Genomic DNA, 26716 nt, shown 5'->3' with positions numbered 1-26716 from the left:
TTACTGGCCCGTCTCGCTCGCTGGGCGAGGGAGACCAGCCGGTGACCCGGGGTCGGGGGCGAGGCGCAGGGGCAGGCCCGCGACGATCCGCGCTGCGTCGGCGCCCACGGTGCGCCGGGTGGCCGGCGGCGCGTCGGCGTCCAGGGTCAGCACGGCGTCGCCGACGAGCGCGTGCCGGACGACGACGCTCCCGTCGCTCCCGACGCCGACGCCCACCGACAGCCGGGACTCCCCCGCGGCGTGGCGGCCCGCCGCGTCGGCGTCGGGACCAGCCGTCAGGATCGCGGTCGGGATGCCCTGCTCCTCGGCCCCGGCGCAGACCTCGCGCACGACGTCGGGCGGCGCGTCGTCGGGCACGGCCACGAGCACGGACGGCGGGAGCGCGGGGTCAGCCAGATCCCGGATCGAGAGAGGGCGGTCGATCCGGCCGTGGCACCCGGGGCCGACCGACGTCGAGACCCCCGACAGCGGGCTGGTCACGACACCGCGACGCGCTCGGGCGCGGGCCCGGCCGACGTGCCCGCGAAGGCGTCGACGAGCCCGGCGGCGACGGCGTTGCGCGGGCCCTCGGTGCCGTGGACGTTGCCGATCCCGCACACGACGCCGTAGGGCGCGAGCGCGTCGGCGACCATGCCGGGGATCTCGAAGTCCAGCGCCGACCCGCCGAGCAGCACCACCGAGCCGAGCAGCCGCAGCGAACCCTGCGGGGCCACCTGCGCCAGCGCCCGCAGCGCGTTGACGACGAACACCCGCCGCTTGGCCGCGCGGCGGACCTCCCGCACCGACTCCAGCGACCCCCGCACCGGCACCACGGCGAGCCCGTCGGGCGTCACCGTGACGACCTTGGCGAACACGTGCGGCGGCAGCGGCTCGGTGAAGAACTGCACCGTGCCGTCCTCGTGGCGCACGTGGAAGAAGCTCTCGACCTTGGCCAGCGGGTGGCGCTTCACCGACTCGGCGGCGTCGCGGTCCTCCAGCCCCAGCTCGGAGTCGATGAGCTTGGTGACGAGCTCGCCCGCCCCGGCCACGTGCACCGCCGAGACGCTGCCGTCGCGGTCGAGCAGCGCCGCGTCGGTCGAGCCACCGCCCATGTCGATGATCGCGATCGGCACCGACGAGCCCGGCGTCGTCAGCGCGCCCCGCACCGCGACCTCGCCCTCGACACCGCCGATGATCGTCCGGCAGCCGAGCTCCTCGGAGAGCGCGTCGGCCACGGCCTGCATCCGGCTGCGGCTGGTGCGCACCATCGCCGCGAGCGCGACGGCGTTCTCCTGCGAGACCTCGCCCGCGAGCCCGCCGGTCACCGTCGCCGGGACCAGCGTGTCGACGGCGAGCACGTCCCGGATGCGGATCTCCGAGGCCGGCTGCCCGGTCACGTCGGTCATCGTGTCGCGGACGGTCGCGAGCATGCCGCCGACGTGCGTGCCGGACTCGCCGTGCACGTCGTCCAGGGGCGCGACCCGCCCGATCGCCTCCATGATCGCGTCGGCCCCGCCGTCGACGCCGACGTCGAGCGAGCGCCCGGAACCCGAGAGCGTCAGCGTGCCGACGGGGATGCGCCGGTCGGTGACGTCGCCGGCCGGCGTGCGGACCACGACGGCCGACCGGTTGCCCGACAGCGCCCGCGCCACCGGGGACACCTGCCGGGTCTGCTCGGCGTCGAGGTCGAACGTCGACGCGAGGCCGTAGGAGTCCGACAGCGTGCGGATGGTGCGCCCCGGCGGCGCGACCTCGACGGCGGCGAGCATCCCGAGCGGCACCCGGTCCACCGCCGACACCTCGTCGACCACGGGGATGCGCCGGCGGAGCCGGTTGACCACCAGCACCGCGTCGTCGCCGTGCATCACCGCCGCGACGACGTCGACGCCCCGGTCGAGCGCCCGGTTGATCAGCTCGGCGACGTCGTCGAAGTCCGCGCCGGCGCCGACCACGACGACCACCGGCGTGCTCTCCTCGACGTCGGCGGCCTCCTCGAGCGTCACGGTCATCCCGACGCCGAGGCCGTCGCCGCCCGGGGTGTCCGGGTTGTGGCCGATCATCGTGGACTCGGTGATGATCGTCTCGGTGATCGTCTCCATCGCCAGGCCGCTGATCACCGGCGTGGCCTCGTTGAGCAGCACCGTCGCCAGCGACCCGGCCGGCCGCCCGGCGGCGTCGAGCGCCTTCCGGACGGCCGTGACGGCCCCGGCCGTGTTGGCCGGGGTGCCCTTGACGCCGGTGGTCGGGGTGAGCGAGGACGCGAGCCTCGCCACGTCCCCGGCCGCCACGTCGGCGATGCACGCCTCCGTCGTCGAGTTGCCGATGTCGACGCCGATGACGAGCTGCACTAGTCCACCCGCGTGATGACGGGCTCGACCTCCACCGCGTTGCGGGAGTGGTCGATGCACTCGAACTCCTTGAGGTGCAGCAGCGCCGCCTTCGCCTGCCAGCGCGGGCGGGCCATCTGGTCGTTGCGCGTCGGCACCGGCCGCGGCGACTGGCCCTGCGCGTACTGGGCCGCGTTGGCGCCGATCATGCGGAACACCTCGGCGTCGAGCAGCGGGGCCTGAGGGAAGAGCTCGAGGTTGCTCAGCCGGGCGAGGTCGCGCTGGTGGAGCACCGTCGTGCCCCGCGACAGCACGCCGACGGCGATGCCCGACCCCGAGATCTTGGCCCCGAAGTGCGCGATCGCCGCCAGGTCGGCGGTCTTGTAGACCTTGATGACCCGCGCCGAGCCGCCCCGCTCCTCGATGCCCGCCAGCAGCTGGCGGATCACCTCGGCGTGCGGGACGTCGACGATCGTCTTGGTGAACGGGTCGCCGAACGCCGGCGAGAGCGCGATGACGACCTCGTCGGCGCGGGTGCCGCGCTCGGCGGGCCCGACCTCGCGCAGGGACAGCGTCCGGACCGGGTCCTGGGTCGGCGTGCTCACGAGACCTCCTCCTCGGGGTTCTCGGCGGAGGTGACGTGGCGGAGCTTCTTGAGCTCCTCCCACCGCTCGCCGGACAGCCGGTAGCCGGTGCCCGGGCCGGCGTAGTCGTTCGCGTCGTTGATCGCCGCGAGCGGCACGAAGTCGGGCGTGAAGATCGCCGCGGTCTGCAGCAGGTCGCCCGAGACGCGCTGGCGCAGCACCTGCAGGTAGCTCTCGGCGACGTCGCCGAAGCCGGTTCGCTCGAGGATCTTCACGAGGTCCAGGCCGGTGACGCCGCGGTCCATGACGCTCTTGGCGCCGTCGAGGTCGGCGAGCACGTCACGGTCGGGGTAGTCGTCGCTGGAGTCGGCGTAGGTGGCCGCCTCCACCTCCTCGTCGGTGATCGCCGGGAGGTCGAGCTCGGCGAACACCGCCTGCAGGGCGCGGGCCGCCTTGTTGCGGACCTGGAGGATCACGTCCTCGCGCACGTGGCGCAGCCCGCCGTCGATCTGCATGTCGCGCTGGATGGTGTTCCAGTCGTCGTAGTCCTCGGTGTCGAGGTTGGAGCCCGCGAACATGTTGTCCTTGTTCGGCACGCCGGAGTAGCCGGAGCACACGAAGTCCGTGCCGGAGAACAGCTGCGGGACGAGACGGCTGGTGCGGCGCATCGCGGAGTGCGAGAACGACTGGTCGTTGCCCGAGGCGCACTCCAGGTCCATCCAGCTGGCGACGAGGTTCTCCGCCGCCACCGCCCGGATGCCGCCGGGCACCGCGCCGGGCACGCCGATGCAGGAGATCGAGCCGTTCTGGAGGCCCTGCACGCCCGCGCCCTTGGCCATGAGGATGCAGCGGATCTCGAGGAACAGCATCGAGCGGCCCTCGGCGTTGCCCATCTGCACCTCGGAGCCGGTGCCCGAGGTGAAGCGCATCTTGATGCCGCGGGAGGCGTACGCCGAGGCGAGGAACGCCTTCGACCAGGGCGTGTCGTCGCCGTCGACGAACACCGACTCGGTGCCGTAGATGGAGATCGTCTCGGCGTAGGCGGTGATGCCGCGCATGCCGAGGTCGAGCTCGGTGGCCTCCTCCAGCGCGCACTGGGTGAGCACGCCGCCGCGGCCGACCTGGCCGCCGACCTGCAGGCCGATCGCCACCAGCGGCGCGTAGCGGACGACGCCGAGCGTGGTCTCCAGCTCGGCGAACCCGCGGACGGCGGCCTCGGCCGCGTCGGCGGCGACCTGGATCGGGTTGTCCTTGGCGCTCGTCGAGTGCGCCTGGTTGGCCGGCGTGCGCCGCGACCGGACCTTCTGCATCGCCATCATGATCTCGACGACGTTCATGAGCTTGACGACGTCGAGGATCTTCGCCGGAGTGAGGCCGCGGCCCAGCGCGACGACCTCGGCGCGGGTCGCGCGCGGGTCGACGAGCATCCGCGCGATGTCCACCGACGGCGTGGCCATGGCCGACTCGCAGGCCTCGATGTCGATCGCGTGGTCGGCGATGTAGGTGTCCATGAAGTCGAACTCGTCGCGCGTGCGGCCGTCGAGCTCGACGATCCGGCCGTCCTCGACGCGCACGCTCGGCTGCGGGTCGAAGTCGGACTCCATCGCCACGAGGCCCTTCTCGGGCCACTCCTCGACGAAGCCGTCGAGGTTCACCGGGCGGTTCTCGAGGACCTCGGTGCGCTTGGAGGCCTGGACGCTGCTCGCGGAGCGGGGTGCCACGGCGGTCATGTCAGTCCTCTTCCGCGAGCAGGTTGCGGGCCGCGTAGACCTGCGCGGCCTCGCGGACCAGGGCGGCGCAGGTGGCCGCGTCGTACGTGCCCTCGAGCCGGGCGGCCATCTCCTCGAGCTGCGCGCCCGTGGAGGCGCGCGGGCGCAGCGCGTTGTACATCGCGAGCACCTCCTCGTCGGGGATCGCGGTCATCTCCGCGGCCCGGCGGCAGTTCTCCCCGAGCTGGCGGCGGCCCACCGACTCGGCGATCTGGCCCTGCAGCACCAGCGTCTCGGGCCGGACCCGCAGGTCCTCGTTGGTCACCTCGCCGGCGACGACGGCGGACATCGTGATGTCGGACAGCGCCCGGCCGGTCGGCGTGGTCAGTAGGTCGGGGCGGTTGATCGAGAGCGGGTAGTCGGCGGGGGTGAGCTCGACGCTCATCGTGGGTCCTTCCCGGGAGGGGGGCTCAGTCCTTGAGCGCCGCGACGGCGGCCTCGGCGACGCGGACGTCCTGCTCGACGGAGCCGGCGCTCACGCCGACGGCGCCCACCAGCTCGCCGTCGCGGTGCACCGGGATCCCGCCGCCGAAGATGACCATCCCGCCGGCGGTCTGCTCGAGGCCGTAGAGCTCGGCGCCCGGCTGCACCAGCGGCATGAGCGCGCCCGTCGGGGCCTCCATGAGCACCGACGTCATCGCCTTGCGCTGCGAGATGTCGATGCTCGCGCGGATGGCGCCGTCCTGGCGGGCGAAGGCGAGCAGGTGCCCGCCGGCGTCGACGACCGCGACGTTCATGGGCTGGCCGATGGCGTCCGCCTCGGCCAGTCCGGCGTCGAGCATCCGGCGGGCCTCGGCGAGGGTCAGTCCCGGCATGCGGGCTCCTCCGCGGCAGTGGGGGTGGACGCCCGCGCCGGTCACCGGGGGGCGGCCGGGCCACCGCCCGGCGCGCTGGACGCTAGGAGCGCCCCCGGCGCCGGGGCCACGGGGACTCTCCCCACCCCGGGGTGTGGGGGATTTCCCGTAGGCCCTTCGGCGGGCGGTCTACCGGCCCACGATGGCAACGCGGGTGGCGTCGAGGTGGACGCGCAGGCGGTGGCGGGCCTCGTCCGCGTCACCGGCGTCGAGCGCGGCGACGATCGCCTCGTGCTGGGCGAGGATCGCGTGCGGCCGCGCCGGGCCCCGCTCGAGCGAGCCGAGGTTCATCCGCAGCTGCCGGTCGCGCAGCGAGGCGTAGAGCTCCTGCAGGATGGCGTTGCGGTTGCTCTCGACGACGGTGATGTGGAAGCGGCGGTCGGCCTCGGCGAACGCGGGGTCGTCGCCGGCGGCCTGGGCGGCACGCTGGACGTCGAGCACCTCGCCGAGCGCGCGCGAGACGGCGGCGCGCTCCTCGTCCGCCGCGCCGCACAGCTTCGCGAGCGCGTGCCCCTCGACCAGCTCGCGGGCCTCGAGCACGGCCTCGACCTCGGCCGGGGACACCGCGACGACCAGCGCGCCGCGCTTGGGGAACAGCCGCAGCAGCCCTTCGGCCTCGAGCCGCAGGAAGGCCTCGCGGACCGGCGTCCGGCTCATCGCGAGGGTCTCGGCGACCTGGCCCTCGGTGATCAGGTCACCGCCCGGGAGCGACCCGTCGAGGATTCGGGCCTTGGTGTCGCGGTAGGCGCGCTCCTTCGCCGACAGCCCCGCCACCACACCGCCCGTCACCGCACCACCCTTGCCCTCGGTCCCGCGTGACCCTACTCTCACTGCATCGATGCATCTTGTATGCATCGGGTGACGATCGTCGAGGAGGGCGTCTGGTGGTCGCCGCGGCAGCCTCGGGCAGGACCCCCGTCGAGGACGGGGAGGCCGACCCGCTGCTGCGCCGCATCGCCGACCACCTCGCGACGCTCACCGGCGGGGCCGGATGGGTCGCGCGCGTCGACGAGGCCGGGGGCTCGTGGGCGACGCTGGTCGCGACCGACGACGACGTGCCCCTCCCCGCCGACGTCGTCGCCCGGCTGCTCGCGACGCGGGCCGCGGTGCGCGACGGCGACGTGCTCGCCGTGCCGGTGCGGCGCGGGCCGCGGGTGGTCGGCGCGTGCGTGGTCGCCGGCGGCGCCCCCGCCGACCAGCACCTCGTCGAGCTGTTCGCCGACCACGCCGCGCTCGCCCTCGCCGACGGCGGCGTGCTCGCCGGCCGCACCCTCGAGCAGGCCGTGCGCCAGGAGCTCGCCTGGGTCGCCGCACGCGCCGACGTCCGCACCGACCTCGTCGCCGTCGGCGCCGGCACGATCCCCGACGGGCTCGGCGACGAGGTCCTGCGCGTCGTCCAGGAGGCGCTGCTCAACGCGACCGTGCACGCGGACGCGGCGTGCGTGCGCGTCGGGGTGGTGCACGGGCCCGGGACGCTGACCGTGCTCGTCGAGGACGACGGGCGCGGCTTCGACGCGGCGGCGGGCACCCGGTTGCACGTGGCCACCGCGGGCGCGCGGCTCGGCCTGCGCGCGATGGCGGCCCGGGCGCGCCGCCTCGACGGCGAGCTCGAGATCGACAGCGCCCCCGGCCGCGGCACCCGCCTGCGCCTGACCCTGCCGTGCTCGGCCGCCCCGCCGCCCGCGCCCGGACGCGCCCGCACCGGCGTGCTCGTCGCCGCGGCCCGTCCCGTCGTGCGGGCGGGCGTCGTGCGGCTGCTCCAGCTCGGCGAGCCGGGGCTCGGCATGGTGTCCGAGGTGGCCGGCGGTGGCGCCGACGACCTCGCCAGCGCCTGCCGCCTCCTCGCGCCCGACGTGCTCGTCGTCGAGCACCGGCTGCTCGGCGACGACCTCGCCGTGCTCGAGCGCCTCGCGGCCCTGCCCAGCCCGCCCGCGGTCGTGCTGCTCGCCGAGGACTGCGCCGACGAGCGCCTGCGCGCCGCGGTCGCGGCCGGGGTGAAGGGCTGCGTCGACCCGGACTCCGACCGCCTCGTCGCCGTCGTCGCGGCCGCCGGGCGCGGGGAGACCCTGCTGGCCGACGACCAGCTCGGCCGCCTCGCCGCCCCCGCCCGTCCCGGCGACCGGGCCATCACCCCGCGCGAGCAGGAGGTCCGCCGGCTCGTGGCCCGCGGCCTCACCGACCGCCAGATCGCCCGCGCCCTGGCCATCTCGGCCAAGACCGTCGAGAAGCACGTGGGCTCGTTGCTGCGCAAGACGAACTCGCGCAACCGCACCATGCTGGCGCGCCTGGCCTGAGCGCGCCCCCTCCCGCAGCGAACGTGCGGTTCGCTGCCTCTACGCGCGCGAACTCCCCGGTGATCAGTACCGGGCGACGGCGTGTCTCAACGACGCGCCGCACTGTCCGCAGAAGGCGCCGCCCGGGGTGTTCGGCCGGCCGCACTGCGAGCAGAAGCGCGCGGGCACGACGACGTCGGCCGGGGTCAGCGGGAGACCGAGCGCCGGGGTGGGGAGATCGTAGGGCGACGGCGCGGACGACCGGGGCACGTCCTGGGGCAACGGCTCGTCGCCGAAGAACCGGCGCGCCGAGCGGGTCACCCAGAGCAGGCCCAGGACCAGCAGCGCCCACGGCACGGAGACGACCAGCAGGACGAGGAACTGGCGGTCCACGGCCACGCCGAGCACGACGCCCAGCACCCGGTCGGCGAGGACGACGGCGGTGAGCAGTGCCCGGGCCGTCCGATCGCCGCGCCCGAGGCGGGCCACGCAGAGGAAGTCGAGCGCCGACAGCACGAGCAGCAGGAGGCCGATCACGACGAGCCAGCCCGCGAGGCCCCCGAGCGTCGTGACGCCGAACGCGCCGAGCTCGTCGGACCCGAGGTCGTTCCCGCTGATGCCGGCGGAGCGGCTCCAGGAGAGCGCGAGGAGCCCGACGCCGACCGCGACCAGCCCCCACAGCACGCCGCTGACGCCCGACAGCGCGATCAGCACCCGCGCCGCCGTGACCGGACCCGGCACCCCCGCGCGCGGTGCCGTCACCGGGCACCCCGTCACGTGGGCCGACTCCCCACCGCAGCCGTAGCACCGCCCCACGGCGTTCCCCCTCCTCGCCGCGGGCGGCTGCCGCCGCCCCGGCCAGGATCGGTCGGGGCGTGACGGCCGTTACGGCGCGCCGGGGTCAGCCGACGCCGAGCTGGGCCCGGGCCACACCCGCGACGGCGGCGAGGCCCCCGACCGGCCGGAACGACTCGGCGGCGGCGGTGAGCGCGGTGTACTCGTCGTCGGCGAGGGTGATCTCGGCGGCGGCGCAGTTGCTCTCGAGCTGCGCCACGCTCGACGCGCCCGGGATCGCGACGACGACGGGGTGGTGGATCGTCCACGCGAGCGCGACCTGCGACGGCGTCGCGTCGTGGGCGTCCGCGACGGCGCGCAGCGTCTCGATGAGCGGGGTCGCGCGGCGCAGGCTCTCGGGCAGGAAGAGCGGGTTGAGCGAGCGGACGCGGTTGGCCGGCCGGTGCTCGGCGTCGAACTTGCCCGACAGCAGCCCCTGCGCCAGCGGGCTGTAGGCGAGGATCGCCCGGCCCGTGGTGCGGGCGTAGGGCAGCAGCTCGCGGTCGGGCTCGCGGGCGACGAGGCTGTACTGCACCTGGTTGGAGATCACCTGGGTGCCGAGCGCCGTCTCGGCGCCCTGCCAGCGGTCGAGGCCGTAGTTGCTGACCCCGACCTCGTCGATCACCCCGGCGGCCTGCAGCGTGCGCATCCCGGCCATGGTCGTGCGGTCGCCGACGACCGGGTTGGGCTGGTGCACCTGGTACAGGTCGATCTTGCGACGGAGACGCGCGGCGCTCGACGTCCCGCGCTGGACCACGACCTGGTCGACCGGCAGCACCGGGAAGATCTTGGTGGCGACGACCGTGGTCGCCGGGTCCGCGTCCGCGCGGTCGAGGGCCTCGCCGAGGATGCGCTCGCTGCGCCCGAAGCCGTAGGCCTCCGCGGTGTCGAAGACGGTGACGCCGAGCTCGACCGCCCGCGCCACGATCTTGGCGGCCTCGCTGTCGGGCCCCTGGGCGTAGTCGGAGCCGTAGCCCCACTCGCGGGAGCCGAACTGCCAGGTGCCCAGGCCGATGGCCGACCACTTCTTCGCCGTCGGGAGCTCGAGGTAACGCATGTCCCCGTTCTACCCGCCGGCGAGCACCTGCTCCCGCACGCGGTCGACGGGGAGATCGAGCAGACACGCGGGCTCGGTCGCGAGCGGGCAGCGGGCGTCCCACCAGCAGACCTGCTCGGTGATCGCCAACGGCTCGCGGTGCGGGCAGCCGGGCAGGCCCTGGAGGTTGGTGCCCTCCTCGAGGCCGTAGCGGGACGCGGCGGTCGGCCCGAAGAGCGCGATCGTACGGGCGCCGACGGCGGCGGCCAGCCGGACCGGGCCGGTGTCCGGGCCGACGACGACACCCCCGACCTCGCCGACCGCGGCGAAGCGGGCCGCCAGCCCGCGCAGGTCGGTGGGCGGGAGCTCCGTGGCGCCCTCGACCGGCCCGATCGAGAACACCGGTCCGGGCAGCGACGCCGCCAGCGCCGCCCAGCGGTGCGCCGGCCAGCGCTTCACGGCCATCCCGGCGTCGGGGACGAGGACGGTCGGCGTGTCGCGCGAGCGAGGATGTGGCGATCCTGGTGCCTGGTGCCAGCAATGCCGCGTTGCTCGCACCAGTGCGTCTCGTCCCGCCGCGCGCTCGTCGTCGCCGAGGACGAGGCGCGGGGGGTGGACCTCGTCGGCGATGACGCCCTCGGCGGCGAGGATGCGCTGGTAGCGCTCGCCCACCAGCTCGTCGATCGGCGGCGAGCGCCAGAGGTTGGCCACGGCCCGGGTCCCGCGGGCGGCCGCGTCGGCCTCGACGAGGTCGCCGATGCCGTCGAAGCGCGTGGTCGTCACCGTCAGGTCGGGCGCGAGGTCGGCCAGGGCCGCCTTGACCGCAGCGCACTCGTCGTGCTTTTCGGCGGTGCGCACGGCGGCGACGGCCGGGTCACGCGCCAGCAGAGGGGCGCCGGAAGCGTGGGTGAGGACGGTCAGCTCCGCGCCGGGGTGCGCCCGCGCGAGCGCGTGCACGCTCGGCAGCACCATGATCAGGTCGCCCAGACCGCCGAGCAGGTCGATCACGAGGATCCGGCGCACGGTCAGCCCACGACCTCGCGGTACACGCCCACGTGCTCGGCGGCCAGCGTGTCCCAGTCCCGCCCGTGCACCAGGGCGTGGCCGCCGGCGGCGACGCGGGCGCGCAGCGCGCCGTCGCCGAGCAGCCGGCGCAGCCCCTCGACCAGCACACCGGCGTCGCGCACCTGGCGGGCCACGACGACGGTCTCGCCGTCGACGAGGTCCGGGTCGTCGGGCGCGTCGGGGCGGCGCGTGACCAGCGTCGGTAGCCCGTGGTCGAACGCCGCGAGCACGGCCCCGCTCTTGAGCGTCGCCCCCGCGGTGAAGGGGAACGCCGCGACGTCGGACGCCTGCAGCGTGGCCGAGACCTCCCGGGCCGGGCGGTGCCCGGTGATCGTCACGCGGTCGCGCGCCCCGGCGGCGTCGATCTGCCCGCACAGCTCGTCGCGGAACGCCGCCGCCTCGTCCTCGGGCAGCGCCAGCGACGTGAACCCGCCGAGGACCAGCAGGTGCGCCCGCGGGTGCTCGGCGGCCAGCCGGGCGACGGCGTCGGCCAGGTAGCGCAGGCCCTTGACCGGGTGCACGAACCCGAAGAACACGATCAGCTCGGCGTCCTCGGGCACCCCCAGCGCCCGCCGCACGGTGGCCCGGTCGGGGGCGTCCGGGTCGACCGCGACGTTGGGCAGCAGCGGCGCGCGCCGCGACGCCACGTCCCACCGGTCGCGCAGGACCGCCGCGTGCTCGCCGTTGGTGGTCAGCACCGCAGCGCTGCGCGGGACGAGCCGCCCGGTGTCGCGGTCGGCGAGCCGGCGCTCCTCGAGGAACGACCACACCGCTCCGGGCACCCGCGGCGCGCAGGACCACCCGCCGTACTCGTGCAGTGTCGTCACCAGCGGCATCCCCGCGAGGTCGCCGAGCAGTCCCGGCGCCCCCGAGAAGCCGAACGCCGAGGGCGCGAACTGGACGTGCGCCACGTCGGCGCGGCTGGAGCGCAGCATCCGCGTCGCGCGCAGCAGCCCGCGCGGGCCGGGGTCGACGGGGACGTCGACGACGTCGAGGCCCTGGCGGTCGAGGGCGTCGGCGAGGTGGAGGGTGTAGTCGGCGACGCCGTCGTGCGCGGGGTCGGCCCGCCCGTGGACGAGGGCCACGCGCAGCGGGAGAACGGGCCGGGCGGTCACCCGGCGCCGTTACCCGATCGCGACCTGCGGCAACCGTGCGCTCAGGACGACAGGTAGATCGAGCAGGCGTCGAAGACCGCCTCGCGGACCGGGTCGTCGTCGCAGTCCCGCGCCGGGCGCAGTACGACCTCGCCGGCCCGCAGCGCGGCGAAGGCGTCGGCGACGTCGCGCAGGTAGGCGCCCTCGGCGACGCCGCGCCCGAAGTGGCACATCAGCACGAGGTGGACGTCGTCGGCGAGGGCGGCGAGCCGCGCGGTCGAGGCCGCGAACGCGTCGAGGTCCGCCTCCGGCGCCTGGGCGTAGATCGGGCCGGTGTTGACGGTGTCGCCGGCGAACAACAGGCCGGCGTGCTCGTCGAGGAAGCAGAGCGAGTCGGGCGTGTGGCCGGGGGTGTGCAGCACGCGCAGGGCGCGCCCGCCGAGGTCGACGACGTCGCCGTCGACGAGCGGGTCGGGCTCCGGTGCCGGGCCCGGCGCCCACGTCCCGTCGACGCCGTCGGGCAGCGGGCGGGGGTCGGCGTCGGCGGAGAGCAGGTGGAAGAACTCGGCGTCGAGCGCCCGGTAGGCGGGCGCGGCGTCGAGCAGCCGCCGGGCGTACGCGAGGTAGCGGCGCCGCTCGGCCGGGTCGGTGCCGGCCCGCAGCGTCGCGGCCCCCGCGGGGTGGATCGCGACGCGCTCGAACTCGGCGTCCCCGCCGACGTGGTCGACGTGCGCGTGGGTGTGGACGACGTCGACGGGCCGGTCGGTCAGCGCCTCGACCACCGGCCGGATCGGCACCATCCCGAGCCCGGAGTCGACGAGCACGGCCCGGTCCGCGCCCTCCACCAGCCACGAGTTGACGTGCCCGGGCTCGGCGACGAGCCAGACGCCGCGCGCGACCGGGCGTGTGCGGAACCAGTCGGACCACTCCACCCGGGTGAGCCTGCCAGCGGCGACGGGTACTCGCGGCCGTGCCCGCCGACCTGCCCGACCTCCGCCACCCCGCCGCCCACCGCCCGGGCCACGGCGACCCGGACTGGTCGGCCATGCGGCGCGTCCTCGTCGTGCGCCCCGACAACGTCGGGGACGTCCTCATGACCGGCCCGGTGTTCCGGGCGCTGCGGGCCGCGGCGCCGCACGCGTCCCTGGACCTGCTCGCGTCCCCCGCGGGCGCCGCCGCCGCCGCGCTGCTCCCGGAGATCGCCGGCGTCGTCACCGCGTCGGTGTCGTGGCAGCAGCTCGATCTCGTGCCGGGCGACGACCCCGACGCCGCGCTCGTCGCCGACCTCGCCGGACGCGGCTACGACGCCGCCGTCGTGCTCACGTCGTTCTCGCAGTCGCCGTGGCCCGCCGCCGAGGTCGCCCGCCGGGCCGGCATCCCGGTGCGGGTGGGCACGTCGAAGGAGTTCGGCGGCGGGCTGCTCACGCACTGGGTACCGGCGCCGCCGGACGAGGAGCACCAGGTCGACCGCATGCTCGGCCTGCTCGCGGCCGCCGGCGTGCCGTCGCGGGGGCACACGCTGCACGCCCGGATCCCCGACGACGCCGCCACGCCGCTGGCCGTCGTCGGCACCCGCTACGCCGTCGTGGCCCCGGGCGCGAGCTGCCCCTCGCGGCGCTGGCCCGCCGCGCGGTTCGCCGCGGTCGTCTCCGCGCTGGCGGCCGACGGCCTGACCGTCGCCGTCACCGGCACGGCGAAGGAGGGCGACCTGGTCGAGGCGGTGGCGGGCACCGCCGGCGTCCCGCTCGCCGGCGGGCTCGGGCTCGGCGACCTGGCGGCGCTGCTCGAGGGCGCCGAGGTGGTCGTCGCCAACAACTCCGGCGGCGTGCACCTCGCCGACGCCGTCGGCGCGCCCATTGTCGAGCTGTTCGCGGGCACCGAGACCGTCGACCAGTACCGGCCGCGCTCCACCCGAGCCGAGGTGATCACCCGGCCCGTGGCGTGCTCGCCGTGCCGCCAGCTCGTCTGCCCGTTCGACCAGGAGTGCCTGGCCGTCGGGCCCGAGGAGGTCGTCGCGGCCGCCCGGCGGCTGCGGACCGTCGCGGTCGGCTGATGGCCGGGCGCCCCGTCGAGCACACCGACGACGGCCGCTACGTCGTGATCGACGGGCGCCGCTGGCGGGCCACCGACCCGGCCATCCCCGAGGGCGACGCCGCGGTCCTGCGGCGCTGGCTGATGGCCGCCCGCCGAGACGTCGGGACGACGAAGCGGGCCGCCGACGGCGACGGCGAGTCGGCCGCTCGGGCGCGGGTCCACGCGGCCAAGACCGCGCTGGGCGAGCGCGGCCCCGCCTGGTGGGACCAGACCGACGAGGAACGCCGCGCGCGCTGGACCGAGGGGCTGCGGCACGCCGAGCAGGAGGGGTTTGCGCCCCGGCCCTGAGTGGGTGCCCCGTGACCCTCCCGAACCCGAAGGAGCGATCGAGACCATGACCACCCCGCCGATCCAGGGCGACGAGAACCCGAACGACCCGAACCCGGCGAACTCCAGCGCGACGCTGGCCGCCTTCAGCGGTCAGGTACAGCGACGCCTCGGGCTGGAGACGCCGTCGGAGGCCGAGGTCCTGGTGCGCAGCACGCTGAACGAGCTCGGCAAGGCGGTCAGCAGCGGCCTGGCGCAGGAGCTGACGGTCAGCCTCCCGCCCGAGCTGTCGGCGGAGCTGCGCGCCCAGCGCCCGAAGGACGACGCGGCCCGCTCGATCACCAAGGACGCGTTCGTCGACGCCGTCTCGGGGCACGTGACGTCGGTCGACGCCGAGACGGTGGAGCACCAGGTCGAGCAAGTGCTGCGGCTCCTGCGCGAGTGGCTGCCCGAGGACCAGGTCGACCGGACCCTCGAGCAGCTGCCGGGCGACCTCGTCGCCCTCATGCGCTAGCCGCTCCCCTCACGGACGGCGGACGGACCAGTCCGCGCCGCCGTTCGCGCACGCCCTCCGGAAACGAACGGCGCTTTCGCTGCTACCGACGCAGCGAAGGCGCCGTTCGTTCGTCCGGGACGGGTCAGCTGGCGCTCGTGGCCACCTCGGTCTGCCGGCCACCGCCGCCCTGGCCGCCACCACCGTTCCCGCCACCACTGTTCCCGCCGCCACCGGTCGGCGGGTCCGGGTCGGGCTGGGGCTGCGGCTGGGGCTCGGGCTGCGGTTCGGGTCGCGGCTGGGGCTGCGGCCGCACCACGACCGGCGGCGGGGTGACGACGCGGGTCGGGCGGCGCGTCGTCGTCGCCTCGGTGCTGCGTCGCGTCGTGCGCGTCGTGGTGCGCGTCGTCGTCCGCTCGGTGGTGACCGTCGTCGCGGTGATCGCCGGCGGCGGGGCGGCCGCGGGCACGAGCGGCGGCGGCACCGCGAGCGCGGCCGGCGGCGGGGCGGCCGTGACGGTCAGCATCGGCGTCGCGCCCGTCGCGACGCCGACCCCGAGCACGCCCGCCACGGCGGTGGACACCCCGAGCGTCGAGCGCACGAGGACCCGTGGCCACGTCCGCGGCGCCCGGGGGGCCGGCGGCCGCAGCGCCGTGGTCGGGCCGGCCACCGTCACGGCCTCGTCCTCGTTGGTCACCTCGGACCAACGACACCACCCGTCCGGGGGTCACGGGTGATCGAACGAGTACCCACCGTCAACGTCGTTACGGCAGCGGTGACCAGTGCACCACCTTGGTGGTGGTCATCTCGTCGAGGAGCTCGGGGCCGTAGCCGAACCCGCTGCCCGAGGCGCCGCGGGGCTCCGCCGCGCCGCCCGGGGCGCCGCCGAACACCGCGTTGATCTTCACGGTGCCGACGGGCAGCTCGCGCCACGCCTGCTGGGCGTGCGCCATGCTCCCGGTGAGCACGGTGGCGGCGAGGCCGTGCGGGTCGTCGACGGCCTCGGCCAGGCCCTGCGCGAAGTCCTGCACCACGCGCACCGGCGCGACGGGCCCGAACGTCTCCTCGCGCAGGATCGCCATCGCGGGCGTGAGGCCCGAGAGCACCGTCGCGGGGTAGAACGCGCCCTCGCCGTCGGGCACGAACGCCCCGGCGTGCACGGTCGCGCCGTCGGCGACCGCGGCCGCCACGTGGCCGTGGACGTGCTCGCGGTGGCGGCGGTCGACCAGCGGGCCGAGGGCCTTCTCGCCGGGCTGCGACGGCCGGTACACCCAGCGGCCGGCCTCCTCGGCGAGCGCGTCGAGGAACGGCTCGGCCACCGCGGCGGCGACGTAGATGCGCTCGACCGAGACGCAGACCTGCCCGCCGTTGGCGTACGAGCCCAGCGCGGCCTGCCCGGCCGCCCATCGCGGGTCGACGTCGGCGTCGACGACGAGCGCGTCGTTGCCGCCGTTCTCCAGCAGCACGTGCGCCCCGGTGCCCGCGGCGGCCTGGCGGATCGCGCGGCCGGCACCGATCGAGCCGACGTGCGCGATGAGGTCGACGTCCGCGTGACCGGCGAGCGCGGCACCCGTCGGGCCGGCCCCGTCGACGATCTCCAGGACGCCCTCGGGCAGGAACGACGCGACGAGCTCGGCGAAGCGCCGGCCCAGGTGCGGGCAGCGCTCGCTGGGCTTGTGGACGACGGTGTTCCCGGTGACCAGCGCGGCCCCGATGAGGCCGCCGGCGACGGCGACGGGGTCGTTCCACGGGGTGATGACGGCGGCGACGCCACGGGGCTCGGGGACCATGAGGTCGGTCGCCGACCACGACCCCTGCAGCGACCGTCCCCGGTGCACCGGGCCCAGCTCGGCGTACTGCTCGAGGGTGCCGGCGGCCGCCAGCACGCCGCCCAGGCCGTCGTCGTACGGGCGGCCGGTCTCGGTCTCGTTGAGCCGGGCGAGCTCCTCGGCGACCGCGCGCACGGCGCCGGCGGCGTCGCGGACCAGGCCCGCGCGCTCGGCGGGCGCCGTGCGGGCCCAGCCGTCGCGGGCGGCACGGGCCCGGGCGACGGCGGCGTCGACCTCGTCCGGATCGGCCGGCCGGACCCGTCCCACGAGCTCGCCGGTGGCCGGGTCGTGGACCTCGATGCTGTCGGTGTCGAACGCGGTGCTCACGGGGCCGGGGGTTGCCCCTCGGGCCCCGTGGTACGCCTACCGTGCCGACAGTCTCGGGGGGAGGACCGTGTGGGCGGACAGCTGGAGGGCACGACGGCCGTGGTGACGGGCGCGTCGAGCGGGATCGGCGCGGCGACGGCCCGGGCGCTGGTCGCCGAGGGTGCCACCGTGGCACTGCTCGCCCGCCGCCGTGACCGGCTCGAGGAGCTCGCCGCCGAGCTGGGCGGGCGGGCCGCCGTGTACGAGGTCGACGTCACCGACGAGGCCGGGGTCGCCGACACCATGAGCGCGGTCGCCCGCGACCTCGGCGCCATCGACGTCCTGGTCAACGACGCCGGCTACGGCTCGATGGTCCCGGCGCTCGAGGCCGACATCGCGGAGTGGCGGACGATGGTCGACGTCAACGTCAACGGCGTGCTGCTCACCACCCACGCCGCGCTGCCGCACCTGCTCGACGCGGCGCGGGGTCCCCGCGGGATCGCCGACGTCGTGACCATCTCGTCGGTGGCCGGGCGCAAGGTGGCCTCGCCGGGCGCGGGCGTCTACGCCGCGACGAAGCACGCCGTGAACGCCTTCTCCGAGGCGCTGCGCCAGGAGCTGGGCGGCCGCCACGTCCGCGTCGGGCTCGTCGAGCCGGGCCTCGTGCGCAGCGAGATGACCGAGCACAGCGGCGCGGCCGCGGACGCCGAGGAGCGTCTCGAGCTCGGCCTGATGGAGCCCGAGGACATCGCCGACGCGGTGGTCTACATGGTCACCCGCCCCCGGCGGGCCGCCGTCAACGAGATGCTCGTGCGGCCCACCGAGCAGACGCGCTGACGACCTCGCGCGACCCACCGAGCAGCGCGGCCGAGCCGCCCTCGGGGGCCGGCCCCGGGTAGGTTGCCGGGGCCGGACCGGCTCGTGGCGAGGAGGCGTCCGTGGCCCTGGACCGCCTCGACGACCCCGACCACCCCGTCTACTCGATGGGGCAGGCCGCGGAGCTGCTCGGGGTCACGCCCGCGTTCCTGCGCAGCCTCGACGCTTCCGGCCTGCTGAGCCCCGGCCGCTCGGGCGGCGGGCACCGGCGCTACTCCCGCCACCAGCTCGACCGAGTCGCCGAGCTGCGCGAGCTGACCGAGCACGGCCACACCCTCACCAGCGCGGCGGAGATCCTCGACCTGCGTGCCGACCTCGACGGGGAGCGCGCCCGCCACGCCGCCACGACCGAGGAGCGCGACCGGGCGGTGCAGGAACGGGACACCGCCCGCGACGAGCGAGATACCGCCCGCCGGGAGCGCGACACCGCCCGCCGCGAGCGCGACGACGCCCGCGGAGGGGCTTGACCCCGCCGAAACCTCTTCCTACAGTTGCAGATATTCCGCGAGTCCACGGCAGGATTTCTGGGTGACCGGAGGAGGTGTCCACCGTGACCGTCGACGTGGTCGACCAGGCGGTCGTCGACGCCGAGTTCGTGGCCATCGTGCTGGCCGAGCACCCGTGGGACGACGGCCAGGGCGAGCCCTCGCCGCGCACCCCGCCGCCGACGGCTCCCACCCGGACCCGCCGCGAGCCGCCGCCGTCCGGCCGGGGCCCCGGGTCCGCAGGCCCGACGCGCCGGGTGCCGACGGTCGCCGCGACGCCGCAGGTCCGGCGACGAACCGGCCCGGGGCCGCGGTCCCCTCCGTCGCGGGTGGTCCCACCGCCCCCGTCCACGAGGAGGTGACCGCCGAGCGCGACGACGACCGGGGGTGGACCCGGTCCCCCCACACCACCCATCCACCGACCCGGCCCGGGGCCGAGCGGGACGACCGACGCAGCGGCCGGACGCCGCACGCTGACGCACGAGACGGTGCCGGTCCTGCTCGGTCCCGGGCCCTCGTCCGTGCGGTGCGCGACAGCTGCACGACAGCTGCACGACAGCGGAGGTACGACGCCATGGGACTGACCCGAGTCTGGATCGAGACGCTCGACGACGGCCTGGTCCGCGCCGACCACGTCGTGGAGGTCCTCGCCCACCGCACCGCGGCCTTCGCGGGCAAGCCCGCCCGCTGGCTGCTCGACGTCGTGCTGCCGGTCGGTCAGGGCGCCGGGACGACCGCGCAGTGGAACCTCGGTGCGTCGCACCGCACGCTCGCCCAGACCGCCGACGAGCCGCGGGGCGCCGCCGAGCGGCTCGTCCGCCTGCTGTGCGAGCTCGACGACTGCGACGCCGCGGGGGTCGTCACCGTCCGCCGGGACCCGGACGGGCTCCACCTGCACTTCCGGCCCTTCGCGTCGGCCGACGCCTCAGCGGCCCCGCCGACGCCCGTTCACGCCTGAGCCCCGAGGGCGAGCACCAGCACGAACGAGATCAGGTTGAACGACGCGTGGGCCGCCGCCGGCGGCCAGATCGAGCCGGTGCGCTCGTAGAGCACGGCGTTGACGACGCCCAGCACGAACGCGGCGGCGAACACGACGTTGAGCCCGTGCGCCAGCGCGAAGACCGCCGCCGTGAGGAGCACCGCGGCCACGCGGCCGAGCCGCCGCAGCACGCCGTAGCCCAGGCCCCGGAAGAGCAGCTCCTCGCCGAGCGGGACCACGAGCCCGCCGATGAGCACGACCAGCGCCGCCGCGACCGGCCCGCTGAACAGCGTCAGGGCCTCCTGCGGGTCGGACGTGTCCCCCGTGACGGCGACGTAGACGATGATCAGGACGCGGCTGAGCAGCCAGACCAGCACACCGAGGCCGACGCCGGCCGCGACCTGCCGCGCCCGCGGGCGCACGAGCCCGACCGCGGACACGCGCCGCACGCGCAGGGCCAGGGCGATCGCGACCGCCCCGAACGCCGACGCCGCGGACACCGCGACGAGGACGGGGCTGGCCGGCGTGCCCTCCGAGAGCAGCCCGACGGCGACCAACAGCGCGAGCTGCAGCACCACGTAGGCGACCGCGCCCACCCCGAGCTCGAGCCAGCCGAGCTCCCGGCGGGGCGCCGGGGCCGGGGCGGGATCGACCGCCGGCTCGGTCACGTCTCCCGGGCCTTGCGGGTCTCCCGGTCGTTGGCCTTCTGCACGGCGTCGACGAGCTCGTCCTTGTCCATCTTGCTGCGGCCCTCGACGCCGAGCTGCTGGGCACGCTCGTAGAGGTGCTCCTTGCTGGCGTTGGCGTCGACGCCGCCCGCGGTCTCACCGCTCGGGTCCGGCCCGCCGCTGCGCGCCCGCGAGTCCGAGGGGCCCTTCTCCTCCTTGGGCTCCCAGTGGTCGCCGACCTTCTCGTGGGTGTGCTTGAGCGCGGAGTACGCCGTCCGGCTGGCGCGCTCGCCCTTGCCGTAGGTCTCCTCCGCCGACTCCTTGGCCTGCGCGTAGGTGTCGCGTGCCTTCTTGTCCGAGCGCTGCAGCGTGGACGGCAGGTCCTCGTACTCGATGGTCGAGCTCCGCTCCGCTTCGTCTCCTGTATCCGACGGCATGCCGTCGAGGTACCCCCTCAGCCGCGCACGCCCACTTCCAGCTCCGCCACCGAGCTGACCACCTGGTTCGGCCGGTACGGGTACCGGTCCATCTCCGCGGGGTCGGTGACGCCCGAGAGCACGAGGATCGTGTGCAGCCCGGCCTCCATGCCCGCGACCATGTCGGTGTCCATGCGGTCGCCGATCATCGCCGTGGTCTCGGAGTGCGCGCCGATGGTGTTGAGCCCGGCCCGGATCATCAGCGGGTTCGGCTTGCCCACGAAGTACGGGTCCTTGCGGGTGGCGTGGGTGATGAGCGCGGCGACCGAGCCGGCGGCGGGCAGCGTCCCCTCCGGCGACGGGCCGGTCGCGTCGGGGTTGGTGACGATGTAGCGCGCGCCGCCCTCGATCAGCCGGATCGCCCGCGTGATCGCCTCGAAGGAGTAGGTCCGCGTCTCGCCGATGACGACGTAGTCCGGGTCGCGGTCGGTGAGGATGTAGCCGACGTCGTGCAGCGCGGTGGTCAGCCCGGCCTCGCCGACGACGAACGCGCTGCCCCCCGGGCGCTGGTCGTCGAGGAACTGCGCGGTGGCCAGCGCCGAGGTCCACAGGTGCTCGGCCGGGATGTCGATGCCGCTGGCCTGCAGCCGTGCCCGCAGGTCGCGCGGCGTGTAGATCGAGTTGTTGGTCAGCACGAGGAACTGCTTGCCGGCCTCGCCGAGGCGACGGATGAAGTCGCCGGCGCCGGGCAGCGCGTTCTCCTCGTGGACGAGCACCCCGTCCATGTCGATGAGGTAGTGCTCGAGGGGCTCGTCACTCACGCGGCCTCCTTCAGGTGCGTCGCGAAGAACCCGAGGATGCGCCGCCACGCGTCGTCGGCGCTGGGCCGGTGGAAGCCGAAGCCGGCGAAGCGCACGAGCAGGCCGTTGGCCGGGAGGTGCTCGAAGAAGCTGTGCCCGGCCTCGGGGTAGGTGCGCACGTCGTGGTCGACGCCCAGGCTCGTCAGCGCCGCCTCGAGCCGCTCCGGGTGCCCGCGCAGCGCGGGGTCGCGCGCGCCGAAGCTGGCGACGACCGGGCAGATGCCGGCGAGGTCGGTCTCGGCGTCGTCGGGGACCATGCCGTAGTTCGGGGCCGCGGCGGCGTAGTCGTGCCGGGCCGCCGAGAGCAGCGCGAACGTGCCGCCCTGGCAGAACCCGATGACGCCGACGCGCCCGGTGCAGTCGTCGCGGTCGGCGAGCCAGCCGCGCGCCGCCTCGATGTCGTCGAACACCGGGCCCTGGCCGGAGTTCATGGCCCGCAGCGTCGCCGCGACGCACGCCGGGCCGCCGCCGCGCGCGGTGTAGATCGCCGGGGCGACCGCCACGTAGCCGGCCGCGGCGAGCCGGTCGGCGTGGTCCTTGATGTTCTCGCCGACCCCGAAGGCGTCCTGCAGGACCACCACGCCCGGGAACGGGCCGTCCCCGACCGGCGGGACGGCCAGGTAGGCGGACTGGTGGCTGCCCGCGGACGCGGGGATGTGCAGGTCGGGCACGTCGGACACCCCAAGGATCATCGACCGGTACTGGCGGCCCCCGAGCCTGGCAGCATCCGCGGGGCGGTGCCGCATCGGAAGGAGCTGTCGCATGGGTGATCCCGCACGTATCCGGGTCGAGCAGGCCGACGGGGTGTGCCGGCTGGTGCTGGCGAGCCCGGAGCGGCACAACGCCGTCGACCACGCGTTCGGCCGGCAGTTCCTCGCCGCGACCACCGGTCCGGCCCGCGACGCGCGCTGCGTCGAGATCGTCGCCGAGGGCGCGAACTTCTGCGTCGGCGGCGACATCGGCGGGTTCGCCGCCGAGCCCGACCGCAGCCTCTCCGAGCTCGCCGACGCCTTCCACGCCGGCGAGCGCGCGCTGCTCGACCTCGCCGTCCCCGTGGTCGTCGGCGTCAACGGCTGGGCGGCGGGGATCGGGCTGTCGCTGGCGCTGTGCGGCGACGTCGTCGTGCTCGGCGAGGGCGCGCGGCTGCGACCCGCCTACACCGCGATCGGGCTGACGCCCGACGGCGGGATGACGGCGACCCTGCCCGCGGCGGCCGGGCGGGCGCGGGCCATGGACATGTTCCTCACCAACCGCCCGATGGGCGCCGCCGAGGCCCTTGCGTGCGGCCTGGCGTCCCGGGTGGTCGACGACGACTCCCTGCGTCTCGCCACCGACGGCGTCGCCGAGCAGATCGCGGCCGGGCCCACCGCGGCGCTCGCCGCGACGAAGCGGCTGGTCCGGCAGGCGAACGGCGTGCTCAGCGCCGAGCACCTCGACGCCGAGTCCGCGAGCATCGGCGAGCGCGGCAAGTCCGCCGAGGGACGCGAGGGCATCACGGCCTTCCTGGGCAAGCGGGCGCCGCGATGGCCGTCGGCGTCGTGAGTGATGTGGGTCGCCATCACGACCCGAATCGCTCACGTGGGTACGCCCACCCCATGGACATCAAGTACACCGCGGAGGCCGTGTCGTCCGGTGACGCGCGCAACGGCCACGTCCGCAGCTCGGACGGCGTCATCGACCAGGACATGACGATGCCGACGGAGCTCGGCGGCCCCGGTGGGGGCACCAACCCCGAGCAGCTCTTCGCCGCCGGCTACGCCGCCTGCTTCCACCAGGCGCTCAAGCTCGCCGGCGGGCAGTCGGACGTCGCCATCGACGACACGAGCGTCGAGGCCCGCGTCGGCATCGGGCCGGACTCCGGCAGCTTCGGGCTCCAGGTGTGGATCACCGCGACGGTGCCCGGGGCCGACCAGGAGACCGCCGACCGGCTGGTCGCCCGCGCCCACGAGCTCTGCCCGTACTCCAAGGCCACGCGCGGCAACATCGAGGTCGACGTCACGGCGAAGATTTGACGGTCGTGGGCCAGGCTGCAGGCGTGCGCCTGCCCCTGTCCCTGCGCCTCGTCGGCGCGCTGCGCCGCCGCCTCGGCGGCTCGGTCGCCCACCTCGACCCCGCCGACGTCCCCGCCGCCCGGGCGGCCGTGCTGCGCCTGCAGCACGGCCTGCTCGGGCGCGCGATCATCGGCACGCCGCCGCGGGACGTCGTCGTGGAGGACGCCCGCCTGCCCACCGCGGCCGTCCCCGACGGGCTGCCGGTGCGCGTCTACCGGCCGCCGTCGACGGACGCGCCGGCGCCGGTCGTGGTGAACGTCCACGGCGGCGGCTTCGTGCAGGGCGACCTCGACCAGTCCGAGTGGTTCTGCGCGCACGTCGCGCGGGAGGCGTCGGCCGTGGTCGTGTCGGTCGACTACCGCCTCGCCCCCGAGCACACGTTCCCGGTACCGGTGCAGGACTGCTACGACGCCGTGGCCGCGCTGGCCGCCGCGCCCGGGCGCTTCGGCGTCGACCCCACCCGGCTCGCGGTGATGGGCGACAGCGCGGGCGGCAACATCGCCACCGTCGTCTGCCTCATGGCGCGCGACCGGCGCCGCGAGGGCCGCGACGCCCCGGCGATCGCCGCCCAGGTCCTCGTCTACCCGGGCGTCGAGATCGTCGACGTGCTGCCCTCGGAGCGCGCGATCCCGGTCGCGCCGATCCTCTCGGCCACCGACATCCGCGGCTTCCACGCGCTCTACCTCGGCGGCGCCGACGGCACGCACCCCTACGCCTCGCCCCTGCGCGCCGACCTCACCGACCTGCCGCCGGCCCTGGTCCAGACCGCGGAGCACGATCCCCTGCGCGACCACGGCGAGTACTACACCGCCGCGCTCGAGGCCGCGGGCGTCCCGGTGCGGCACACCCGCTGGCTGGGCGCGGCGCACGGCTACGTCGCCACCGGTGGGCTGACCCCGCGCACGTCGCGGCAGGCCGTGGCCGAGGTGGCGACGTTCCTGCGCGGCTGGTTCGCCACGGTCCCCGACCGGCACCCGGCGTCACCGGGTTAGCGTGGAGCGCCGTGACACCGGATCGAGCCTCGGCGCCCCGCGCCCTGCTGCTCGGCCTGGTGGCGGCGCTGCTGGGCGCGGCGGCGCACGGCGCGGCCGGGGGCGCGCTCGTCGCCTCCCCCGTACCCCTGGGTACGGCGCTCGCCGTCCTCGCGACCACCGCCCTCGTCGGCGTGCGCCCCCGCGCGGTCGCCACGCTCGTCGCCGTCCTCGCCGGTGGTCAGCTCGCCCTGCACCTGAGCCTGCCGGTGCGCGCGGAGCCCGTGATGCACGCGCATGACCACGGCCCGCCGGTCGACGACCCGACGATGCTCGTCGCGCACCTCGCGGTCGCCGCGCTCGTCGCGGCCGGGCTCGCCCACGCCGACCGCGCCCTCGGGCACGTCGCCCGCCGGGTCGTCACCTGGGCCCGCCGGCTCGCGGGCCCGCCGCCCGCGGCGGCACGGGACACGCCGCCGGCGCCCCGTCCGAGCACGGCCGGGCGCCCCCGCCCGGCCGCCGTCGGCCACCACCCGCGTCGGGGACCCCCGTCGCCGCACCGGACCGGGCACCGCCCGGTCCCCGCCGCGACGCCACCCCGACCCGGAAGGACCCTGCCGTGCACGACCGACCATCCACCCCCGCGCGCCCTGCCCGATCCCGCCCGGCCGGCCTGCTGGCCGTCCTGCTGACCGGCCTGCTCGCCCTCGGCGCGCTCCTGCTCACCACCGGCACCGCCAGCGCCCACGACGTGCTGACCGGCAGCGACCCCGCCGACGGCGCCACCGTCCCGAGCGCCCCGCGGCAGGTGTCGCTGACGTTCGACGAGGCCCCCCAGGCCGAGGGCGCCGCCGTCACCGTCGTCGGCCCCGACGGCGCCCACCACGAGCAGGGCACCCCGACCCTGAACGGGGCCGTGCTCACCGCGGGCGTCGGCGCGCTGCCGCAGGCCGGCCGCTACGAGATCGGCTACCGCGTCGTCTCCGACGACGGGCACCCGGTCAGCGGCTCGGTGGCCTTCACGCTGACGACGCCCTCGCCCGCCGCGGGCGGGGCCGCGTCGCCGAGCGCGCAGGCCGCGGGCCCCAGCACCGCGGGCCCGAGCACCGCGCCCCCGTCGCCGGCCGCCGCGGCCGGGCCCGACACCTCGGGCGGCGGCGTGCCGGCCTGGGTGTTCGTGGTGATCGCGATCGTGGTCGTCGGCGGCGCGATCGCCCTCGTCCTCCGTCGCCGGGCCTGAGGGAAGGCCGGACGCCGGACGGGGCGAGGGGCATCCCCCTCGGATGCCCCTCGCCCCGACGCGCCCGGCCGGACCGGACCAGCTGCGGTCCCCGACTAGGGAACGATCTGCGCGCGGTCGTTCGGGTTGAGGTAGTCGAAGAACGTCTTCGCGTCGTCGGTGGAGAGCCGCACGCAGCCCGCCGACTCGCGGTCGGTGCCGCCGCCGTGGAAGGCGCGGCCGTTGCCGTCGAAGAACACGGAGTACGGCATCGAGGCGCCGTTGTACTCCTTGCTCTTGTGGTACTGGTCCTTCCACTGGATCACGAAGTCGCCGGTCGGCGTCTCCTGACCCTCGGCCCCGTGGCTCACGCGGTAGGGCCCGCTCGTGACGTTGCCGGCACCGTCGAGCAGCCAGGCGCGGTTCTCCGAGAGGTCCACGCACACCTTGATCCGCGCGTCCGTGCACGACGTCCCGCCGACGCCGGCGGCCCCGGCCGGGGCCGCCGACGCGACGCCCGTCAGCTGCAGCGCCCCGAGGCCGACCGCGGCCACCCCGACCGCCAGCCGACCGGACGACACCCGCGTCGCCCCTCTGCGATGCCTGCCCGCCATGCGTCCTGCCCCTCGCTGTGCCGAACCCGCTCTGCCGGACCGTCCCCCCGACGGCCGGGACGGGAACGGCAGGCCCCACGGCGCCGTCCGCCGGTCACAACGAGCCGGTGACGGACAGGTCACGGAGGGTGGACGTGGTCCGGCGCACGTCACCGGGACCGGTTCGGAGCACAACCGGTGTGGGTTTGCAACAACGGGTGGAGGAGGTCCCGGACGTAGTGGGACGATTCACCCAGACGATGCGACCGCTCGGGCGAACGCGTCGTAGACCTCGTCGCTGAAGAGGACGAAGCGAGCCTCACGAACAGCACTGTCCGTGGTCCGCACCGTCGTGACCGCGATCCGGGCCGCGTCGCCGAGCGGCCATCCGTACACGCCGGCCGACACCGCGGGGAACGCCACGGTCCGCGCGCCGAGCTCGTCGGCCACCCGCAGCGACTCGCGGTAGGCCGAGGCGAGCAGCTCCGAGCGGTCCTCGTTCTTCGCGTGGACCGGACCCACCGTGTGGATCACCCATCGCGCGGGCAGGTCACCGGCGGTGGTGGCGACGGCCTGCCCCGTCGGCAGCCCGTCGGGCAGGGAGGTCCGGCGCAGTTCCCGGCAGGCCTCGAGGATCGCCGGCCCGCCCCGGCGGTGGATCGCGCCGTCGACACCCCCGCCGCCGAGCAGCCCGGAGTTCGCGGCGTTGACGACGGCGTCGACCTCCGCCGTCGTGATGTCGCCGCGCTCCAGGGTGATCTCCGGTGTCCCCATGCGCGCGGAGTACCCGCCGC

General features: G+C 75.8%; 33 protein-coding genes. 13 read left to right on the top strand and 20 right to left on the bottom strand.

Going from position 1 to position 26716, the window contains the following annotated elements; genetic code table 11:
- The 7 genes from ABD994_RS03790 to ABD994_RS03760 form a co-directional block, all read right to left on the bottom strand.
- The gene (locus tag ABD994_RS03790; RefSeq protein ID WP_345411072.1) at positions 1-480 is read right to left on the bottom strand and encodes a glycerol dehydratase reactivase beta/small subunit family protein; all 480 of its coding nucleotides are present in this window, start codon (positions 478-480) and stop codon (positions 1-3) included.
- A complete protein-coding gene (locus ABD994_RS03785; protein ID WP_345411071.1) occupies positions 477-2327 on the bottom strand; it encodes a diol dehydratase reactivase subunit alpha in 1851 nt (616 codons plus the stop codon). The genes ABD994_RS03790 and ABD994_RS03785 overlap by 4 nt, the downstream gene beginning before the upstream one ends.
- Complete coding sequence (locus ABD994_RS03780) at positions 2327-2911, bottom strand: propanediol/glycerol family dehydratase medium subunit (RefSeq protein WP_345411070.1); 585 nt, start codon at positions 2909-2911, stop codon at positions 2327-2329. Before ABD994_RS03780 ends, ABD994_RS03785 begins: the two co-directional genes overlap by 1 nt.
- On the bottom strand, positions 2908-4620 hold the full coding sequence (locus tag ABD994_RS03775) for a propanediol/glycerol family dehydratase large subunit (protein WP_345411069.1): 1713 nt from the start codon (positions 4618-4620) through the stop codon (positions 2908-2910). Before ABD994_RS03775 ends, ABD994_RS03780 begins: the two co-directional genes overlap by 4 nt.
- A gap of 1 nt (position 4621) precedes the next feature.
- Positions 4622-5044: a diol dehydratase small subunit gene (locus ABD994_RS03770; RefSeq protein WP_345411068.1), complete on the bottom strand. Its 423-nt coding sequence runs from the start codon at positions 5042-5044 to the stop codon at positions 4622-4624.
- A gap of 25 nt (positions 5045-5069) precedes the next feature.
- Complete coding sequence (locus ABD994_RS03765) at positions 5070-5474, bottom strand: GlcG/HbpS family heme-binding protein (protein ID WP_345411067.1); 405 nt, start codon at positions 5472-5474, stop codon at positions 5070-5072.
- Between the two features lie 168 nt (positions 5475-5642).
- Positions 5643-6302 carry a GntR family transcriptional regulator gene (locus ABD994_RS03760; RefSeq protein WP_345411066.1) on the bottom strand — a complete coding sequence of 220 codons (660 nt, stop codon included), beginning with the start codon at positions 6300-6302 and terminating at the stop codon, positions 5643-5645.
- Between the two features lie 95 nt (positions 6303-6397).
- Here ABD994_RS03760 and ABD994_RS03755 point away from each other — a divergent pair, with 95 nt between their 5' ends.
- Positions 6398-7807, top strand: coding sequence for a LuxR C-terminal-related transcriptional regulator (locus ABD994_RS03755; protein ID WP_345411065.1), 1410 nt, complete (start codon positions 6398-6400; stop codon positions 7805-7807).
- A 63-nt stretch (positions 7808-7870) separates the two neighbouring features.
- Here ABD994_RS03755 and ABD994_RS03750 read toward each other — a convergent pair whose 3' ends face one another.
- The 5 genes from ABD994_RS03750 to ABD994_RS03730 all read right to left on the bottom strand — a co-directional run bounded on the left by ABD994_RS03750 (position 7871) and on the right by ABD994_RS03730 (position 12747).
- Positions 7871-8548: a zinc ribbon domain-containing protein gene (locus ABD994_RS03750; RefSeq protein WP_345411064.1), complete on the bottom strand. Its 678-nt coding sequence runs from the start codon at positions 8546-8548 to the stop codon at positions 7871-7873.
- A 139-nt stretch (positions 8549-8687) separates the two neighbouring features.
- The gene (locus tag ABD994_RS03745; RefSeq protein WP_345411063.1) at positions 8688-9677 is read right to left on the bottom strand and encodes an aldo/keto reductase; all 990 of its coding nucleotides are present in this window, start codon (positions 9675-9677) and stop codon (positions 8688-8690) included.
- A 9-nt stretch (positions 9678-9686) separates the two neighbouring features.
- A complete protein-coding gene (locus ABD994_RS03740; RefSeq protein ID WP_345411062.1) occupies positions 9687-10679 on the bottom strand; it encodes a glycosyltransferase family 9 protein in 993 nt (330 codons plus the stop codon).
- Between the two features lie 2 nt (positions 10680-10681).
- The gene (locus ABD994_RS03735) at positions 10682-11836 is read right to left on the bottom strand and encodes a glycosyltransferase family 4 protein (protein ID WP_345411061.1); all 1155 of its coding nucleotides are present in this window, start codon (positions 11834-11836) and stop codon (positions 10682-10684) included.
- A gap of 41 nt (positions 11837-11877) precedes the next feature.
- Positions 11878-12747, bottom strand: coding sequence for an MBL fold metallo-hydrolase (locus ABD994_RS03730; RefSeq protein ID WP_345411060.1), 870 nt, complete (start codon positions 12745-12747; stop codon positions 11878-11880).
- 38 nt (positions 12748-12785) lie between these two features.
- On the opposite strand from ABD994_RS03730, the gene ABD994_RS03725 reads away from it, so the two are divergent.
- From ABD994_RS03725 to ABD994_RS03715, 3 genes are read left to right on the top strand one after another with little or no spacing between them, the layout of a single operon-like run.
- Positions 12786-13868, top strand: coding sequence for a glycosyltransferase family 9 protein (locus ABD994_RS03725; protein ID WP_345411059.1), 1083 nt, complete (start codon positions 12786-12788; stop codon positions 13866-13868).
- Positions 13868-14197, top strand: coding sequence for a hypothetical protein (locus ABD994_RS03720; protein ID WP_345411058.1), 330 nt, complete (start codon positions 13868-13870; stop codon positions 14195-14197). The genes ABD994_RS03725 and ABD994_RS03720 overlap by 1 nt, the downstream gene beginning before the upstream one ends.
- Positions 14198-14243: 46 nt before the next feature.
- Entirely contained in the window at positions 14244-14690 is a 447-nt protein-coding gene (locus ABD994_RS03715) for a DUF2267 domain-containing protein (protein ID WP_345411057.1), read from the top strand.
- A 124-nt stretch (positions 14691-14814) separates the two neighbouring features.
- Here the strand turns inward: ABD994_RS03715 and ABD994_RS03710 are convergent, their stop codons facing one another.
- On the bottom strand, positions 14815-15366 hold the full coding sequence (locus ABD994_RS03710; RefSeq protein WP_345411056.1) for a hypothetical protein: 552 nt from the start codon (positions 15364-15366) through the stop codon (positions 14815-14817).
- Positions 15367-15433: 67 nt separating this feature from the next.
- On the bottom strand, positions 15434-16825 hold the full coding sequence (locus ABD994_RS03705) for an aldehyde dehydrogenase family protein (protein WP_345411055.1): 1392 nt from the start codon (positions 16823-16825) through the stop codon (positions 15434-15436).
- Positions 16826-16894: 69 nt separating this feature from the next.
- Between ABD994_RS03705 and ABD994_RS03700 the strand changes: the two genes are divergently transcribed.
- The 4 genes from ABD994_RS03700 to ABD994_RS03685 all read left to right on the top strand — a co-directional run bounded on the left by ABD994_RS03700 (position 16895) and on the right by ABD994_RS03685 (position 19123).
- A complete protein-coding gene (locus tag ABD994_RS03700) occupies positions 16895-17641 on the top strand; it encodes an SDR family oxidoreductase (RefSeq protein WP_345411054.1) in 747 nt (248 codons plus the stop codon).
- Positions 17642-17742: 101 nt separating this feature from the next.
- Complete coding sequence (locus ABD994_RS03695; RefSeq protein ID WP_345411052.1) at positions 17743-18147, top strand: helix-turn-helix domain-containing protein; 405 nt, start codon at positions 17743-17745, stop codon at positions 18145-18147.
- A gap of 83 nt (positions 18148-18230) precedes the next feature.
- On the top strand, positions 18231-18527 hold the full coding sequence (locus ABD994_RS03690) for a hypothetical protein (protein ID WP_345411051.1): 297 nt from the start codon (positions 18231-18233) through the stop codon (positions 18525-18527).
- Between the two features lie 212 nt (positions 18528-18739).
- Positions 18740-19123, top strand: a complete 384-nt coding sequence (locus ABD994_RS03685; protein WP_345411050.1) for a hypothetical protein — start codon at positions 18740-18742, stop codon at positions 19121-19123.
- Here the strand turns inward: ABD994_RS03685 and ABD994_RS03680 are convergent.
- Genes ABD994_RS03680 through ABD994_RS03665 form a run of 4 tightly spaced genes read right to left on the bottom strand, consistent with a single transcriptional unit; the run spans position 19114 to position 21768 of the window.
- Complete coding sequence (locus ABD994_RS03680) at positions 19114-19812, bottom strand: CPBP family intramembrane glutamic endopeptidase (protein ID WP_345411049.1); 699 nt, start codon at positions 19810-19812, stop codon at positions 19114-19116. The two genes, ABD994_RS03685 and ABD994_RS03680, sit on opposite strands and share 10 nt — an antisense overlap.
- Positions 19809-20249 carry a ChaB family protein gene (locus ABD994_RS03675; protein WP_345411048.1) on the bottom strand — a complete coding sequence of 147 codons (441 nt, stop codon included), beginning with the start codon at positions 20247-20249 and terminating at the stop codon, positions 19809-19811. The genes ABD994_RS03680 and ABD994_RS03675 overlap by 4 nt, the downstream gene beginning before the upstream one ends.
- Before the next feature lie 17 nt (positions 20250-20266).
- The gene (locus ABD994_RS03670; protein ID WP_345411159.1) at positions 20267-21013 is read right to left on the bottom strand and encodes an HAD-IIA family hydrolase; all 747 of its coding nucleotides are present in this window, start codon (positions 21011-21013) and stop codon (positions 20267-20269) included.
- Positions 21014-21045: 32 nt separating this feature from the next.
- Positions 21046-21768 carry a dienelactone hydrolase family protein gene (locus ABD994_RS03665; RefSeq protein WP_345411047.1) on the bottom strand — a complete coding sequence of 241 codons (723 nt, stop codon included), beginning with the start codon at positions 21766-21768 and terminating at the stop codon, positions 21046-21048.
- Positions 21769-21850: 82 nt separating this feature from the next.
- On the opposite strand from ABD994_RS03665, the gene ABD994_RS03660 reads away from it, so the two are divergent.
- From ABD994_RS03660 to ABD994_RS03640, 5 genes are read left to right on the top strand one after another with little or no spacing between them, the layout of a single operon-like run.
- Positions 21851-22630 (top strand): enoyl-CoA hydratase/isomerase family protein, encoded by a 780-nt coding sequence (locus ABD994_RS03660; RefSeq protein ID WP_345411046.1) that lies wholly within the window; start codon positions 21851-21853, stop codon positions 22628-22630.
- Positions 22631-22683: 53 nt separating this feature from the next.
- Positions 22684-23100: an organic hydroperoxide resistance protein gene (locus ABD994_RS03655; RefSeq protein WP_345411045.1), complete on the top strand. Its 417-nt coding sequence runs from the start codon at positions 22684-22686 to the stop codon at positions 23098-23100.
- Between the two features lie 23 nt (positions 23101-23123).
- On the top strand, positions 23124-24131 hold the full coding sequence (locus ABD994_RS03650; RefSeq protein ID WP_345411044.1) for an alpha/beta hydrolase: 1008 nt from the start codon (positions 23124-23126) through the stop codon (positions 24129-24131).
- 11 nt (positions 24132-24142) lie between these two features.
- Positions 24143-24802 carry a hypothetical protein gene (locus ABD994_RS03645; protein WP_345411043.1) on the top strand — a complete coding sequence of 220 codons (660 nt, stop codon included), beginning with the start codon at positions 24143-24145 and terminating at the stop codon, positions 24800-24802.
- Positions 24730-25350, top strand: a complete 621-nt coding sequence (locus tag ABD994_RS03640) for a copper resistance CopC family protein (protein WP_345411042.1) — start codon at positions 24730-24732, stop codon at positions 25348-25350. The genes ABD994_RS03645 and ABD994_RS03640 overlap by 73 nt, the downstream gene beginning before the upstream one ends.
- Before the next feature lie 95 nt (positions 25351-25445).
- On the opposite strand, the gene ABD994_RS03635 is transcribed toward ABD994_RS03640, so the two are convergent.
- Both ABD994_RS03635 and ABD994_RS03630 read right to left on the bottom strand, forming a co-directional pair.
- Complete coding sequence (locus ABD994_RS03635; RefSeq protein ID WP_345411041.1) at positions 25446-25910, bottom strand: L,D-transpeptidase; 465 nt, start codon at positions 25908-25910, stop codon at positions 25446-25448.
- Between the two features lie 261 nt (positions 25911-26171).
- Complete coding sequence (locus ABD994_RS03630) at positions 26172-26696, bottom strand: O-acetyl-ADP-ribose deacetylase (protein WP_345411157.1); 525 nt, start codon at positions 26694-26696, stop codon at positions 26172-26174.
- Between the last annotated feature and the right edge of the window lie 20 nt (positions 26697-26716).

Source organism: Actinomycetospora chlora (genome assembly GCF_039542135.1).
Lineage (GTDB): Bacteria > Actinomycetota > Actinomycetes > Mycobacteriales > Pseudonocardiaceae > Actinomycetospora > Actinomycetospora chlora.
The sequence above is the reverse complement of the archived record's forward strand: the minus strand, read 5'-3'. Positions and strand labels throughout refer to the sequence as shown.